23 protein-coding genes are annotated in these 14,106 nt (G+C 62.5%); 21 read left to right on the plus strand and 2 right to left on the minus strand.

The window, feature by feature from the left end; translation table 11 throughout:
- The 8 genes from VGG89_11845 to rpsE form a co-directional block, all read left to right on the plus strand.
- Positions 1-192 (plus strand): uL14 family ribosomal protein (locus VGG89_11845; protein HEY1977236.1); only part of this gene is annotated, 192 nt, incomplete at its 5' end.
- A 2-nt stretch (positions 193-194) separates the two neighbouring features.
- Positions 195-581 carry a 50S ribosomal protein L24 gene (gene rplX, locus VGG89_11850; GenBank protein ID HEY1977237.1) on the plus strand — a complete coding sequence of 129 codons (387 nt, stop codon included), beginning with the start codon at positions 195-197 and terminating at the stop codon, positions 579-581.
- Between the two features lie 22 nt (positions 582-603).
- Positions 604-1,155 carry a 50S ribosomal protein L5 gene (gene rplE, locus VGG89_11855; GenBank protein ID HEY1977238.1) on the plus strand — a complete coding sequence of 184 codons (552 nt, stop codon included), beginning with the start codon at positions 604-606 and terminating at the stop codon, positions 1,153-1,155.
- Between the two features lie 6 nt (positions 1,156-1,161).
- Positions 1,162-1,347, plus strand: a complete 186-nt coding sequence (locus tag VGG89_11860) for a type Z 30S ribosomal protein S14 (protein HEY1977239.1) — start codon at positions 1,162-1,164, stop codon at positions 1,345-1,347.
- Between the two features lie 49 nt (positions 1,348-1,396).
- Positions 1,397-1,798, plus strand: coding sequence for a 30S ribosomal protein S8 (gene rpsH, locus VGG89_11865; protein HEY1977240.1), 402 nt, complete (start codon positions 1,397-1,399; stop codon positions 1,796-1,798).
- Between the two features lie 6 nt (positions 1,799-1,804).
- On the plus strand, positions 1,805-2,356 hold the full coding sequence (gene rplF / locus VGG89_11870) for a 50S ribosomal protein L6 (protein ID HEY1977241.1): 552 nt from the start codon (positions 1,805-1,807) through the stop codon (positions 2,354-2,356).
- The gene (rplR, locus tag VGG89_11875) at positions 2,356-2,721 is read left to right on the plus strand and encodes a 50S ribosomal protein L18 (GenBank protein ID HEY1977242.1); all 366 of its coding nucleotides are present in this window, start codon (positions 2,356-2,358) and stop codon (positions 2,719-2,721) included. Before rplF ends, rplR begins: the two co-directional genes overlap by 1 nt.
- Positions 2,721-3,233: a 30S ribosomal protein S5 gene (gene rpsE / locus VGG89_11880; protein ID HEY1977243.1), complete on the plus strand. Its 513-nt coding sequence runs from the start codon at positions 2,721-2,723 to the stop codon at positions 3,231-3,233. The genes rplR and rpsE overlap by 1 nt, the downstream gene beginning before the upstream one ends.
- Here the strand turns inward: rpsE and VGG89_11885 are convergent.
- Complete coding sequence (locus VGG89_11885; GenBank protein ID HEY1977244.1) at positions 3,211-3,411, minus strand: hypothetical protein; 201 nt, start codon at positions 3,409-3,411, stop codon at positions 3,211-3,213. The genes rpsE and VGG89_11885 overlap by 23 nt on opposite strands.
- Between VGG89_11885 and rplO the strand changes: the two genes are divergently transcribed.
- The 13 genes from rplO (at position 3,404) to VGG89_11950 (ending at position 12,800) form a co-directional block, all read left to right on the plus strand.
- A complete protein-coding gene (gene rplO, locus VGG89_11890; protein HEY1977245.1) occupies positions 3,404-3,889 on the plus strand; it encodes a 50S ribosomal protein L15 in 486 nt (161 codons plus the stop codon). The two genes, VGG89_11885 and rplO, sit on opposite strands and share 8 nt — an antisense overlap.
- Positions 3,886-5,184: a preprotein translocase subunit SecY gene (gene secY / locus VGG89_11895; GenBank protein ID HEY1977246.1), complete on the plus strand. Its 1,299-nt coding sequence runs from the start codon at positions 3,886-3,888 to the stop codon at positions 5,182-5,184. The genes rplO and secY overlap by 4 nt, the downstream gene beginning before the upstream one ends.
- Positions 5,185-5,186: 2 nt before the next feature.
- The gene (locus VGG89_11900; GenBank protein HEY1977247.1) at positions 5,187-5,834 is read left to right on the plus strand and encodes an adenylate kinase; all 648 of its coding nucleotides are present in this window, start codon (positions 5,187-5,189) and stop codon (positions 5,832-5,834) included.
- Between the two features lies 1 nt (position 5,835).
- Positions 5,836-6,639, plus strand: coding sequence for a type I methionyl aminopeptidase (gene map, locus VGG89_11905; protein ID HEY1977248.1), 804 nt, complete (start codon positions 5,836-5,838; stop codon positions 6,637-6,639).
- A gap of 103 nt (positions 6,640-6,742) precedes the next feature.
- Positions 6,743-6,943 carry a translation initiation factor IF-1 gene (infA, locus tag VGG89_11910; GenBank protein HEY1977249.1) on the plus strand — a complete coding sequence of 67 codons (201 nt, stop codon included), beginning with the start codon at positions 6,743-6,745 and terminating at the stop codon, positions 6,941-6,943.
- Between the two features lie 121 nt (positions 6,944-7,064).
- Complete coding sequence (gene rpmJ / locus VGG89_11915; GenBank protein HEY1977250.1) at positions 7,065-7,181, plus strand: 50S ribosomal protein L36; 117 nt, start codon at positions 7,065-7,067, stop codon at positions 7,179-7,181.
- A 2-nt stretch (positions 7,182-7,183) separates the two neighbouring features.
- Positions 7,184-7,570, plus strand: coding sequence for a 30S ribosomal protein S13 (gene rpsM / locus VGG89_11920; GenBank protein ID HEY1977251.1), 387 nt, complete (start codon positions 7,184-7,186; stop codon positions 7,568-7,570).
- A 158-nt stretch (positions 7,571-7,728) separates the two neighbouring features.
- Positions 7,729-8,001, plus strand: a complete 273-nt coding sequence (locus VGG89_11925) for a winged helix-turn-helix domain-containing protein (GenBank protein ID HEY1977252.1) — start codon at positions 7,729-7,731, stop codon at positions 7,999-8,001.
- Complete coding sequence (locus VGG89_11930; protein HEY1977253.1) at positions 7,998-8,477, plus strand: MEDS domain-containing protein; 480 nt, start codon at positions 7,998-8,000, stop codon at positions 8,475-8,477. The genes VGG89_11925 and VGG89_11930 overlap by 4 nt, the downstream gene beginning before the upstream one ends.
- Before the next feature lie 17 nt (positions 8,478-8,494).
- Positions 8,495-9,370 (plus strand): DUF72 domain-containing protein, encoded by an 876-nt coding sequence (locus VGG89_11935; protein HEY1977254.1) that lies wholly within the window; start codon positions 8,495-8,497, stop codon positions 9,368-9,370.
- 121 nt (positions 9,371-9,491) lie between these two features.
- Entirely contained in the window at positions 9,492-10,226 is a 735-nt protein-coding gene (locus VGG89_11940) for a nucleotidyltransferase family protein (protein ID HEY1977255.1), read from the plus strand.
- Positions 10,219-11,418, plus strand: a complete 1,200-nt coding sequence (locus tag VGG89_11945) for an MFS transporter (GenBank protein ID HEY1977256.1) — start codon at positions 10,219-10,221, stop codon at positions 11,416-11,418. Before VGG89_11940 ends, VGG89_11945 begins: the two co-directional genes overlap by 8 nt.
- A gap of 77 nt (positions 11,419-11,495) precedes the next feature.
- Complete coding sequence (locus VGG89_11950) at positions 11,496-12,800, plus strand: copper amine oxidase N-terminal domain-containing protein (protein ID HEY1977257.1); 1,305 nt, start codon at positions 11,496-11,498, stop codon at positions 12,798-12,800.
- Positions 12,801-12,853: 53 nt separating this feature from the next.
- On the opposite strand, the gene VGG89_11955 is transcribed toward VGG89_11950, so the two are convergent.
- A complete protein-coding gene (locus tag VGG89_11955) occupies positions 12,854-14,080 on the minus strand; it encodes an MFS transporter (protein HEY1977258.1) in 1,227 nt (408 codons plus the stop codon).
- Positions 14,081-14,106 lie beyond the last annotated feature (26 nt).

Consider the following 14,106-nt stretch of genomic DNA (forward strand, 5'->3'; position numbering starts at 1 on the left):
TGCGTGATCGTGCGGATGCGCAAGGAAACGCGCCGCAAGGACGGGACCTATATCCGATTCGACACCAACGCGGCGGTGCTGATCAGCGAAATCGGCGAGCCGGTGGGCACCCGCGTGTTCGGCCCCGTCGCTCGCGAACTACGGGACAAGAAATTTATGAAGATCGTATCGCTCGCGCCGGAGGTGATCTAAACATGGCGAAGATTGCGTATAAACGCCGCCAAGAGAAGGGCGAGCGCACGCCGGTCCACATCAAGCTCAGGAAGGATGACATGGTGAAGGTCATCGCGGGGCGCGACAAGGGCAAGACGGGACGGATTCTGGACGTGAACGAAAAGACCGGGCGCGTGCTGGTGGAGCACGTGAACGTCGTGAAACGGCACATGCGCCGGAACCCGGCGAAGCAGATCGCGGGCGGGATTGCGGAGCGCGAAGCGCCGATTGCGGTATCGAACGTCATGATCCTGTGCGGAAAATGCGGCGCGGTTCGGATCAAGCATCATGTCGATCACACGCCCAACGGCAAGACGCGCAGGCAGCGCATCTGCCACAAGTGCGGGCAGTCGCTCGACAAAAAGTAAGGGCGGGAGCAGGTAGAAGAAGATGGCGGCAAGACTTAAGGAACATTACACAAAAAACGTCATCCCCGCGCTCACCAAAGAGTTCGGGTACAAGAACGTGATGGCGGTGCCGAAGCTCGAGAAGGTGTCGGTCAACATCGGTCTGGGTGAGGCGACCGGCAACGCGAAGCTGATGGATGCCGCCGTCAACGAACTGGGCGCGATCGCGGGCCAGAAGCCGGTGGTGACGAAGGCGCGGAAATCGATCGCGGCGTTCAAGCTGCGCGAAGGCATGAATATCGGCGCCAAGGTGACGTTGCGCGGCGATCGCATGTACGTGTTCCTCGACAAACTGTTCAATATCGTGCTTCCGCGTATTCGCGACTTCCGCGGCCTGCCGACCAAATCGTTCGACGGACGCGGAAACTACAACTTGGGCTTGCGCGAGCAGCTGGTCTTTCCGGAGATCAACTACGACAAGGTCGACAAGACTCGCGGCATGGACATCACGATCGTCACTACGGCGAAGACCGACGAAGAAGCGTCGGAGTTCCTCGTGGCGATGGGTCTCCCGCTTCAGAAGGGTCGGGGTTAGAAGCCAATGGCAAAGACGAGCATGATCGTCAAATCGCAGCGCAAACCGAAGTTTTCGGTACGCCAGCACAACCGTTGCAAGATTTGCGGACGCCCGCGCGGGTATCTGCGCAAGTTCGCCATGTGCCGCATCTGCTTCCGTGAGAACTCGCATAAGGGCGTGGTGCCGGGCGTGACCAAGGCTTCGTGGTAGAGAGCCCTTCGACGGGGCTCAGGACAAAAAAGGAAGAGTTGAAGAACAAATGGCTGCTATTACGGACCCCATCGCCGATATGCTGACGCGCATTCGCAACGCGAACACGGCCGCTCATAAGACGGTCGACGTTCCGGCCTCGCGCACGAAGCAGGCGATCGCAAAGATTCTCCTAGATGAAGGCTTCATCGAAAACTTCGAGCGCCTGCAAGAAGGCCCGCAAGGCACGATTCGCATCGCGCTCAAGTACGGCCCGGAGAAAGAGAAAGTCATTACCGGCCTGCGCCGCATTTCGCGTCCCGGGTTGCGCGTCTACACGGGCAAGACGGAGATTCCGCGCGTGCTGGGCGGGCTCGGTTTGGTGATCATCTCGACGCCGCAAGGCATTATGTCGGGTAAGCGCGCCAAAAAAGTCGGCGTAGGCGGCGAAGTGCTCGCCTACGTGTGGTAAATCGAAATGTCTAGAATTGGAAAACTGCCCGTAGCCGTTCCGTCGGGCGTGAACGTTACGCTCAACGACGGCGAAGTGCTGGTCAAGGGACCCAAGGGCGAGCTGCGCCAAGCGATTCTATCCAACGTCGTGAGCGTGAAAATGGAAGACGGCAAGGTGCTCATCGAGCGCAAAGGCGAGGCGCGCGAGCATCGTGCCGCGCACGGCCTCACGCGAACGCTCATCGCCAACATGGTCGAAGGCGTCAGCAAAGGGTATCGCAAGAGCTTGGAGATCCAAGGCGTCGGCTTCCGCGTGGCTAAGGCCGGGGAGAAACTGAACCTCAGCCTGGGCTTCTCGCATCCGGTCGTGTTCGAAGCCCCCAGGGGCATCGCGCTCATGGTCGAGGGCCAGAACAAGATTCACGTCGAGGGCATCGACAAACAAGCCGTGGGACAAGTCGCGGCCGAGATTCGCGGCCTGCGTCCGCCCGAGCCGTACAAAGGCAAAGGCATTCGCTACGCCGGCGAGGTCGTTCGCAAGAAACTCGGTAAGGCCGGAAAGGCAGGTAAGAAGTAATGGCGCGCATTTCTAAGGACGACGCACGCCGCGCGCGCCACGTGCGGCTGCGCAAGAAACTGGCGGGTACGTCGGAACGTCCGCGCCTGTCGGTGCGCCGCACGCTTCACCACATCTACGCGACCCTCGTCGACGATAGCAAGGGCCACACCCTTGCCGCGGCGTCGACCGTCGAGAAGACGCTCGCCGGTTCGCTGGAATCGAAGACCAATCTCGATGCCGCTAAGGCCGTCGGTGCCGCGATCGCCGAGAAAGCCAAAGCGGCGGGTATCTCTCAAGTCGTGTTCGATCGCGGCGGTTACAAGTATCACGGACGCGTCCAGGCGTTGGCCGATGCGGCGCGCGAAGCGGGGCTAAGTTTCTAATGCAATATCGTGGTGGTCGCGATCGCGACAATAGTGGATTCGAAGAGACCGTCGTCCGCGTTAATCGCGTGGCGAAAGTCGTCAAGGGCGGTAAGCGCTTCAGCTTCAGCGCGCTCGTCGTCGTCGGCGATCGCAAAGGGAAGGTCGGCTTCGCCATCGGCAAAGCCGGCGAGGTTCCCGAGGCGATCCGCAAAGCCGTCGAGCAGGCGAAGAAGAATCTCGTAACCGTTCCCATGGTCGAGAAGACGATTCCGCACGAAGTGCGCCACGAGATCGGGGCGGCTTCGGTATTGCTCAAACCGGCCGCGCCCGGTACCGGCGTCATCGCCGGCGGATCGATGCGCGCCGTGCTCGAGCTCGCGGGCATTCACGACATCCTCACCAAGTGCTTGGGCACGACCAACCCGATCAACGTGGTCATGACGACGATCGAAGCGCTTCGCTCGCTTCGTACCGCCGAGCAAGTCGCGGCTATGCGCGGCAAAACCGTCAAAGACATCTACGCAGCGTAGGCGAGAAAACAATGGCAGAAAAAAAGAAATCAGCAGCAAAGAAGCCGGCAGCTAGCAGAAAGACCACTGCGAAGGCTGCTACGGCAAAGAAATCGACCACCGCAAAAGCGGCGTCCGCAAAAGCCTCTTCGACGGTGAGCGCGGGCTCGTTTGCATCTGCAAGCGGATCGGTGCTCAAGCTCGGCTCGCTCAAGCCGGCACCCGGCAGTCGTCCGAAGCGTCAGCGCATCGGCCGCGGCCACGGTTCGGGCATGGTGAAGACCGGCGGCGAGGGCGGCAAAGGCCAGACCGTTCGCTCGGGCGGCGGAAAGGGTCCCGCGTTCGAAGGCGGTCAGACGCCGTGGGCGCGGCGCTTGCCGCACAAGCGCGGTTACTCGCAGAAAGCGCGCGATATCGGACACTTCCGCTCGCGTCTCGCCGTCGTCAATCTGCACCAGCTCGCGACCTGGGACGCGGCAATCGAAGTCTCGCCGGAATCGCTCAAGGACAAGGGCGTGCTGAAATCGGCGCTCGACGGCGTGAAGATTCTCGGCGGCGCGAAGCCCGGCAAGGATTTGCCGTCGGGGCTGCGCTTCCGCGATTGTCAGTTTTCCAGCAGCGCGCGTGAGGCGCTCAACGCTGTGGGCGCCAAGATCGAGGACGAGCAAGTCGCGTGATCGATAATCTCCGCGCAGCCATCTTAGTGCCGGAGATCCGCCAGCGGGTCTTCTTCGTGCTCTTCGCGTTCGCGTGGTTCGTCTTCATGATCCACGTGCAGTTGCCCGACGTGAATCAAGCGGCGTGGCAGCGCGTGCTGCAAAACGGCACGTTCTACAACCTGCTCGGCTTCTTGTCGGGCGGCGCGTTGCAGAAGTTGTCGATCATCGCCATGGGCATCACGCCCTACATCAACGCCTCGATCATCATGCAGCTCATGACGGTCGTGCTTCCGCAGCTCGAGGAGCTCGCGAAGAAAGGCGGCGAGGAAGGGCGTAAGAAGATCAGTCAGTACACGCGTTGGCTGACGATCGTGCTCGCCTGCATGCAGGGAACGTTCATGGCCGTGAGCATGCAGCGCAGCGGCGTCTTTTACGACAACAGCATCTGGTTCTTGCTCTATGCCATCGTCGCGATGGTGGCGGGGACGCTCTTCCTGATGTGGCTCGGCGAGCAGATCAGCGACAAAGGCATCGGCAACGGCGTCTCGCTGATCATCTTCATCGGCATCGTTCTACGCTTCCCGACGTACGTCACGCAGACGTTCTCGTCGACGGCGGGGGGCGGCGAATCGTGGTTCAACATTTTCCTGTACTTCGTGATCGCGCTGGTCGTGATCGTCTCGATCATCTTCCTGTATCAGGGCCAGCGCCGCGTTCCGGTGCAGCAGGCGCGTCGCGTGGTAGGCCGCAAGATGTTTGCCGGCCGCTCGACCTACATTCCGCTGCGCCTCAACAACGCCGGCGTCATCTCGATCATCTTCGCGATCTCGATACTGCTCCTGCCGCAGCAGGCGCTGTCGTGGTTCAACCACGGCCAAGCCGGCGGCGGTGGCTGGCTGGGCAACGTATCGACCTGGCTCAACGTCTGGTTCTCGCCAAACGGTCCGCTCTACAACGTCGTCTACTTCTTGCTGGTCGTGATCTTCACGTTCTTCTATAGTTCGATCGTCCTCAACACCCGTGACGTGGCGGACAACCTGAAGAAGACCGGAGCCTTCATCCCGGGCATCCGTCCCGGACAGCCGACCGTCGATTACCTCAACAAGATTCTCTTCCGCATCACCACGGCGGCGGCGATCTACCTGGGCTTGCTGGCAGTGCTGCCGGGTGCGCTCCAACGCGGACTGTCGGTAACGACCTTCTACCTGGGTTCGACGTCGCTGCTTATCGTGGTCGGCGTGGCGCTCGATACGATCACCCAGATCGAGGCGCGCCTGGCGATGCGCGACTACCGCGGGTTCATCAAGCGATAATCGTGCGCCTGATTTTTCTCGGTCCGCCCGGCGCGGGCAAAGGCACGCAGGCTCGGATTCTCGAGCGCTTTGGCGCACGGCAGATCTCGACCGGCGATATCCTGCGCGAGAACCGCGTCGCGGGCACCGAGCTCGGCAAAGAAGCCGAAGCGTACATGAAGCGCGGCGATCTGGTTCCCGACGCGCTCATCATCGCGATGATCGAAAAGGAGCTGGAGAAAACCCCGTCGGGTTTCGTGATGGACGGTTTCCCGCGGACGGACGCACAAGCCAAAGCCTTCGACGATTTGCTCGCGCGCAAGGGTTGGGCGCTCGATGCGGTCGTGCTGTTCGAAGCGGATCGCCAAACGCTGATCGATCGTCTCTCGGCGCGCTGGACGAATCCGCGCAACGGTCGCACGTACAACACGATCACGAATCCGCCGAAGACGGCCGGCATCGACGACGAGGACGGCGGACCGCTGATGCAGCGTGAAGACGACAAGGCCGAAACCGTCGCAAAGCGGCTCGACGTGTACGAGCAGCAGACCAAACCGCTGATCGAGTACTATCGCAAAACCGGCAAGCTCGTCGAGATCGATGCGCTGCGCAGCGTCGACGAAGTCGCGCACCAGTTGGCGCACGTGATCGGTTTGGAGCACGCGCACTAAGATGGTCGCGCTCAAGTCGGCCCGCGAAATCGAGACGATGCGCCGAAGCGGGAAGATCACCGCGAAGGTGCTGACGGATCTGATGAAGGCGGCGCGCGCCGGGATGACCACCGGAGAGCTCGATGCGATGGCCGAGAAGGGCATTCGCGGGTTGGGCGGGGTGCCGACGTTCAAAGGGTACCACGGCTTTCCGGCGTCGATCTGCGCTTCGGTGGACGATGAAGTCGTTCACGGCATTCCGGGGCCGCGCGTGCTGCGCGAGGGCGATCTGCTGTCGATCGACATCGGAACGACGCTCGACGGCTACGTCAGCGACAGCGCCGCAACGGTCGCAATCGGCAACGTGTCGAGCGAAGCGCAGCGCCTGATGGACGTGACCCAAGAGTGTCTCATGGTCGGCATCGCGCAGATGCAGCGCGGAAACCGGGTGGGCGATATCGGCGCCGCGGTCCAAGCCCACGCCGAGAAAAACGGCTACGGGGTGGTACGCGAGCTGGTCGGCCACGGGGTCGGGCGAGCGATGCACGAGGAGCCGCAGGTCCCCAACTACGGCAAGGCCCGCACAGGCCTGGAGCTGCGCGCGGGGCTGGTTCTGGCCATCGAGCCGATGATCACCCAGGGCAACCACGCGGTCAAGATCCTCAAGGACGGCTGGACAGTCGTCACTGCAGATGGTAAACTCGCAGCGCACTTCGAGCATACGATCGCCGTGACGGACGACGGCCCTAAGATCCTCACGCTTCGCGACTTCGCGGAGCATGCCGACGTCGACCGGTACCGACCGGCCCAGGAGGCGATTGCATGAGGAAGATGCGCTAGTGGCACGCAAGCGCCGGGGCGGTACGCGTCCCAGTCGTAAAGCGTCCGCGGAAAAAGCCGCCAAGACGGCGACGCCCAAAGAAGAGGCGATCGAAGTCGAAGGCACCATCGTGGAACCATTGCCAAACGCGATGTTCCGCGTCGAACTCACCAACGGCCATCGCGTGCTGGCGCACGTGTCGGGCAAGATCCGGATGCACTTCATCCGCATCCTTCCCGGAGACCGCGTGCTCGTAGAGCTCTCGCCCTACGATCTCACGCACGGCAGAATAACGTATCGATATAAGTAGAGCAGGCGATGGTTTGGGCGCCCGTAGGGGGATCTCAAGCTGACCAAGATGTGAAAGGCGCCCATGGCTCGGGGGCCCCACGAAGTGGGGGGCGCGGAGCCGGAGGCGGAGTGCCATTGAAATGAAAGTTAGACCTTCGGTCAAGAAAATTTGCGAAAAATGCAAGATCATCCGCCGTCACGGTAAAGTGCGCGTGATCTGCGACGTCAATGCCAAACACAAACAGGTGCAAGGATAATTATGGCTCGTATTGCTGGTATCGATCTTCCGCGTGAGAAGCGCATCGAGGTCGCTCTTACGTATATCTACGGCATCGGCGACACGACGGCTCGCAAGCTGCTCGCGCATGCGGGCATCAGTCCCGACGTGCGCGTCAAAGCCATGACCGAGGACGACGAGAAGAAGCTGCGCGACGCGATCGACGCACTGCAGCTCCGCGTCGAAGGCGACTTGCGCCGCGAGGTTCAGGGCAACATCAAGCGCCTCATGGACATCGGCTGCTACCGCGGGTTGCGGCACCGCCGCGGCCTGCCGGTCCGCGGTCAGCGCACCAAGACCAACGCCCGCACCCGCAAGGGTCCCAAGCGCACGGTGGCAGGCAAGAAGAAGGTCGCCGTCAAGAAGTAGCGCCCGTCCGGAACCCAGACTGCCTACAGGCCCGGTCGACCGACCGGGCCTGTAATTTATTTCTGGCAGCATATTGCATGAACTTTATTTCAGGTGTATCATTTCAGTGGATGGAACGTCGAGGTGGGTCGTGGACCTTCCTAAGTAATCACTCTCACGTGCTCATCGCGCTCGCGAAAGACCCGACGTTGCGGGTTCGCGACCTGGCCCTGCTCGTCGGCATTACCGAACGAGCGGTGGCCAACATTCTCGCAGATCTCGAAGAGGCAGGCGTCCTCTTCCGCGAGCGGGATGGCCGGCGTAACGTCTACGAGTTCGAAGCCGACGCGCCATTGCGTCATCCCGTGGAGGGTCATCGAAAGGTGCGCGACATTTTACTTCTCGCGGAGGTCGAGCCCGCTATGAAGGCGCGGTCGAAAAACAAGAAGTGAGCGGCCCCGAGGTCGTCTGGTACGGCGACGATTCCGAATCGCTGATACACCGCGTCGTCCCGTTTATTGCTTCGGCAGTGCAGGATCACGGCGCAGCCCTAGTAATCGCCAGTGCCGAGCACGAGCGCGCGTTTCGCGCGGCCCTCGAAGAGCTTGGGGTGGATATTCACTCTGCTGCGATGCGGGATCGGCTCGTGTTTCTCAACGCGAACGAGGTGATCAAAGGGCTTTTTGTCGACGGTGAGATCGACCGCGCACGCTACGTTCGCTTGGTGGTAAATCCGATTAGGAAACTCGGCGAACGCTACACCGTTCACGCCTACGGCGAAGTCGCCGGCATACTTGGCAGCATGGGAAGGCTCGACGCGGTGGCGCGGCTCCAGGGTCTCGCCAGGGAACTCTTGCGCGACGTACCGGTTCGTCTCGTTGCCGGCTATCCGGCCCATGCCTTCGAACAGGAGCTCAACTCCGCTTAACGCAAGCGACGTCGACAGTGATCTACGTCGGCACGTGCGGATTCTCGTATAAAGACTGGATCGGGCAGTTCTATCCCGCGCGGACGAAATCGGCCGACATGCTGCCGTTTTACGCCCGGCGCTTTGCGGCGGTCGAGATCGACTCGAGCGCCTACGGCGTTCCAACCGAGAAAACCGTGGCTTCGATGGTACGGCGCACGCCGGATCGGTTTCGCTTCACGTTCAAGGCGCCGCAAACCGTAACGCATCCGCCGGATCCGACCAGTCTTAGCGTTCACGACGACGCCAAACTGTTGGTTGAAGCAATCGAGCCGGCGCTGGCGGCGGCCAAGCTGGGGTGCCTTTTGCTGCAGTTTCCCAACGGCTTCAGGCCCGACGGCAATCGTCGCGAGTATCTCTCTCGCGCCGTCGATGCGTTCGACGGTTTGCCGGTCGTCGTCGAGTTTCGCAACGAACGTTGGCAGATCCCCGAAACGATCGAGCTGCTGCGCGAGTTGGGCGCCGGCTACTGCAACGTCGACATGCCCCACTTGGAAGGGCTGCTTCACGCGTCGTCGGAAGCGACTTCCGGCGTCGGGTACGTTCGCTTTCACGGGCGAAGTGCGAAAACGTGGTGGCGCGGCAACAACGTTACGCGATACGACTATCTCTATAGCGACGACGAGCTGGCGCCGTGGGCCGATCGCATTGCCGACGTCGAAGCGCAGACTCGCGATACCTACGTCATGTTCAACAACCACGCCAACGGAAAAGCCGCCAAAAACGCCGAGATGATGGAGCTGCTGCTGGAAGAGCGCTACGGCAACGCCGCCGAAGAAACCATCGCGCACCCGGAGGAGAGCAAGGGACAACAGGTTGCGTTCGATTTCAACGACCCAGGTTCGCTAGAGTGATAACGATAATTTGGCGCGCCCTGGGGGAATCTCAAGCGTGCCAAAACGTATCGCGCGCCATGGTTAGGGGGCCCCGCGCGAAGCGCGGGGGGCGCGGAGGCCGGGCCGGAGCGCCTTTCAAGTGAAAGCCGTCATCACAGCGGGTGGCCGAATCACCGGCGACTATGCCCGTGAGTCCGGAACGACCGTCAAGGCGCTCGTGGCCGTTCGCGGCGTCACGATGCTCGATCGCGTCGTCGGCGCTTTGCGCGGCGCCGGTGCGACGCGTATCGCCGTGGTCGGCGGAGACGAAGTCCGCGCAGCGTGCGGGGATCGCGTGGAACTGGTCGTCGAGGAGGCGCGCAGCGGCACCGAAAACCTCGTCCGTGCGCTGCGCGCGTGGCCCGACGACGGCGATCCGTTGATTTATGCGACCAGCGATATGCCCTACGTCGACGCGAGCGCGGTTTCAGGGTTCTTGACGCGCGTGCCGGCCGGGCACGTGGCGCTGCCGCTGGCGGAGTTCCAGGATTTCGACGCGCGCTTTCCGGGTGCGCCGCCGTGTGGGATTACGCTGCGCGGCGAGCGGGTCGTTAACGGCGACGTCTTTTATATCCCGGGCGGTTTGGCGGCGAAGGTCGAGACAATCGCGTCGCGCTTTTTCGACGCCCGTAAGCATCCGTGGCAGATGGCGGGCTTCGTGAGTCCGCGGATTCTCGTGCGCTTTCTCTTTCGCCGGCTCGGAATCGGCCATATCGAAGCGCACGCGCACAAGGTGCTCGGCGTGCCCGCGCTGGCGTTGCGCGGCTGTCCACCGGAGCTGGCGTTCGATGCCGATACGGTCGACGATTACCGTTACGTGAGCGCGCATGACTAAAGCGAGTCCGTTCCGCTTGGCGATGTTTTGGCTCGGCGCGCAGGCGCTATGGGGCGCGCTGCTCGGCGTATCGCTGCAATCCCGTTCGATTGAGCTCGCACCCGCTACGGCGATCGTGTCGTACAGTTATCTGGCCGCCGTCGGCGCGGTCGTCGCAGCGATCGTGCAGATCGCGGTCGGACCGTGGTCGGATTGGCGGCGCCGGCACGGCAGCAAACGCTTGGAGTTCTATGCGGCCGGAACGATCGGCGGTGCCGTCGCGCTGGTTGCGTTTTACGATGCGTCGAACTTTGCCGGGCTCGTCGCCGCGCTGATCGCGCTGCAGGCGACGCTCAACGTCGCGGCCGGTCCGTATCAGGCGATCATTCCCGATACGATCCCGCGGGAACGGCTTGGAATCGCATCGTCCTGGATGAGTGGTTTTCAGAGTTTGGGCAATGCGATCGGCGCGGTCTGCGCGAGCGTCATTACGAACGGGCGCGTCCTCGGCGCGGCGCTTGCAGCGTTCCTCGTCGCGTGCGCGAGCGTGACGATCGCGCACGTCCGCGGACTGCAACTGCAGCCGCCGCCGCCACACGAACGTTTTCGCGTGACGCGCGCGTTCGTCGATCTGTTTATTTCGCGCGCACTCGTGTACGTCGGATTCTACACGCTGGTCGGCTACTTGCTGTTTTACGTCATCGGAGTGCTCGGCGTTCCCGCCGGCGCGGCGGCGCAGCGGCAGACCGGCATCTTCATCTTGGCGTTCACGGTATTAGCGGCGGCCGGCGCCGGCGTGGCCGCAAAGCCGACCGATCGCATGGACAAGCGTCTGGTCGCAACGATCGGCTGCGGCGCAACGATTGCCGCGTTGCTGCTCTTTGTCGTCGCGCAGAACGTCGCGTTGGCTGCCGTGGCGACGGCACTTGCGGGCCTGGGATGGGGTGTCTTCTTGGTCGCCGATTGGGCGATCGCTTGCCGCATCTTGCCGCCGGGCGCTCTCGCGTCGACGATGGGCATTTGGAACGTCGCCGTGGCCGGCCCGCAGATCGTCGCTCCCCTGCTGACCGCGGCGGTTCTACAGCGCCTTGGGATGGCGACGGCTGCCGCCGGCAGCCTCGGACCCCGAGTCGCCTTCGGGCTGGCCCTCGGTGAGACTCTCCTTGGAATCGCTTGGTTGTGGCGTTTATCGCGTTGCGCCGTCGGGGAATAACCGGTATCGTGCAATTGCGCGCACGGTAGCTAAAAGGGCGCCTGCTCGCAAGCACAACAATCTAAGGAGGCTTTTTCGTGAAGCGACTGAGCACCGGAGTCCTCGCGGCCGTCGCGGCTTGCGGACTCACTGCGGTAGCGATATCGCCGGCATGGGCTGCGACGGGAAACGATGGAAACCGCGTAGCGCAAGCCGGCTCGTCGATGCCGGCAGCGAACTTCGGCTCACCACCGTCCGGTTCGATTCCTATCCTTTATAACGATCACCACGTGTATTCCAAACCGGACGTTCTCAAACAAGGCCGCGTCTTGGCAGCTTTGGTGAAGAACGGCACGTTGCTCATCCCGTTGCGCTCGATGTTCGAGCAGATGGGTGCGACCGTGTCGTACGACGCCGGCAGCAAGACGGTCACGGTCTCGAAATCCGGATCCGAGGTCAAGGTAACCGTCGGTAAACCCGAAGTCGTCATCAACGGTGAATCGCGGCCGCTCGACGTACCGCCGATGATCTATCAAGGCAACGTACTGGTACCCGTGCGCGTGATCTCCGAAGGTATGGGCGCCTACGTGCAGTGGGTGCCGGATCAGCACGTCGTCGTCGTACGGTATCTGCCGCCGACGCCGCCGCCGACTCCAGCACCGACGGAAGCGCCGACCGCGCCGCCGCCGCCGCCGACGCCGACCCCGGCGCCGATTGCGACGCCGTACCACGACATGTTCGTCGCGGGCGACTACATCATCTCACCAAAGGTGTACAACGAGTTCAGTCCGGGCAATACCGGCAGCGGCTCGTATCACGTCCGCGGTGCGATCGAGTTCGACGCGCTGAATCTTCCGTGGATGATCGAAGGTTCGTTCGAGCAGTACCAGTATCCGCATAACTGCGGTACCGCCGCCGGCACGGCGCCGGTCGATCCGCAGTGCTTCGTAACGACGATCGGCGGAAAGGGATCCACGTACGTTCCCGCATTCACCGCTCGCGACGCGGATTGGGACGTGCGGTTCGGTTTTCGCGTAATGCAGCCGAAGATCTACATCGTCGGCTCGTATCTGAACCGGTCGACGAACTACGGATATCCGGTCATGAACGGTGCCGGCTTCGGTATCGAGAAACTGCCCGATCTCAACATCCCGCTCTCGTTCTACGGCAGCTTCTTGTACTACCCGAGCGTCACCGGCAACATTACGACCGGAGCTCCTTCGGTGGCGTACCAGTTGTCGTACACGGCGTACAAGTACCAAGTCGGTCTCAACTACGTGATCGGCAGCAGTCCCATCTTCATCGACGTCGGCTGGATGGGCAACGCGTTCAACAATCGGACGAACGCGCCCGGCAACATCACGGCAGACGGACCGTACGCGGGTCTAGGCATCAAGTTCTGATCCGAGTTTGCTCTGGGCCAGAGAAGAGCCGGCGTTCTACGCCGGCTCTTTGTTTAGGCGATCTGCCGTCCTTTCGTTTCAGGCGCCCACACCCACGAGATGACCAGGCCGAGCGCCGACAGCACGCACGCCGTGAGCATGACCGGCGTCGTGCCGAACTTTACCAGCGCCATGGGTAACGCGAACGTTCCGGCAAACGCGCCGATTCGGCTAAACGCCGCGGCGAAGCCCGTCGCCGTTCCGCGAACGTGCGTGGGGAAGAGCTCGTTTGGATAGACGAGTTCGAGCCCGCTCGCGGCGCCGATGCCGACGGCGTAGAGCAGAAAGCACGCGACGACGCCGACGGCGTTGACGAATGGGAGAAACGCAAAGGCAACGACGCCCGTCGCGAAGCCGGCGATGCATAGCGGCCGGCGGCCCCATCGTTCGACCAGCAATATCGAGAGGAACGACCCTACTGCGAAAGCAGCGGTGATGGCGACGCTGCCGGCGGGCGAGCGCTGATCGCCCAGCCCAAGCGCCGACAAGACCGCGGGCGCGTACGTGTAGACGGCAAAGAGCGGCACGACCTGCAAAAACCACATCACCGAGACGAATGTCAGCATCTTGCGAAACGGTCCGGCGAAAACCGTCGATAACGATAACGCGGAGATGTCCCCCGCATCGCGAGCGCGCAGCCACATCGGCGACTCCGGCGCGCTCGCTCGCATCAAGAGCCCCGCGAGCGCAAAAACCGCCGGACTGGCGAGAATCCACTTCCAGCTATTGGGGCCGGTGGACAGCAGCGCGTAACCGGCGACGTAGGCGACCGCAGCGCCGACGAACCACACGGCTTCCACCGCGCAGAGTGCCGCGCCGCGCACGCGCTCGGGCATGAACTCGGTGATGATTGCCGCGGCAATTGGATAATCCGCACCGATGGTCACTCCCAGCAAAAAACGGAGAACGGTGAGCTCGAGCGCGTTGGTTGCGAAGACCTGCGCGATCGCGATGACGACGAACGCGCACAGATCGGCGATCATCAAAATGCGCCGGCCGTGACGGTCGGTGAGATGTCCGAAGATCGGCGCTCCGGCAAAAATCCCCAACAACGTCGCCGCTCCGACCCACCCGGTCGAGACGGGGTCGAGATGGAACTGGGGCCCCAGCGTGATGAGCGCGAGCCCGACGCTGCTCAGGATGTACCCGTCGACGAAGACTCCCGCGTTGGCGTAGGTGAAGACTTTCCAGTGCTGCGGCTGCAGGAACCCCCTCCTTACCCTAGTAAGCGGTCCGGCCAAAGATCCTTGACCCGTGTCCCGCCCTA

It is taken from the genome of Candidatus Baltobacteraceae bacterium (assembly GCA_036488875.1).
GTDB lineage: Bacteria > Vulcanimicrobiota > Vulcanimicrobiia > Vulcanimicrobiales > Vulcanimicrobiaceae > JAFAHZ01.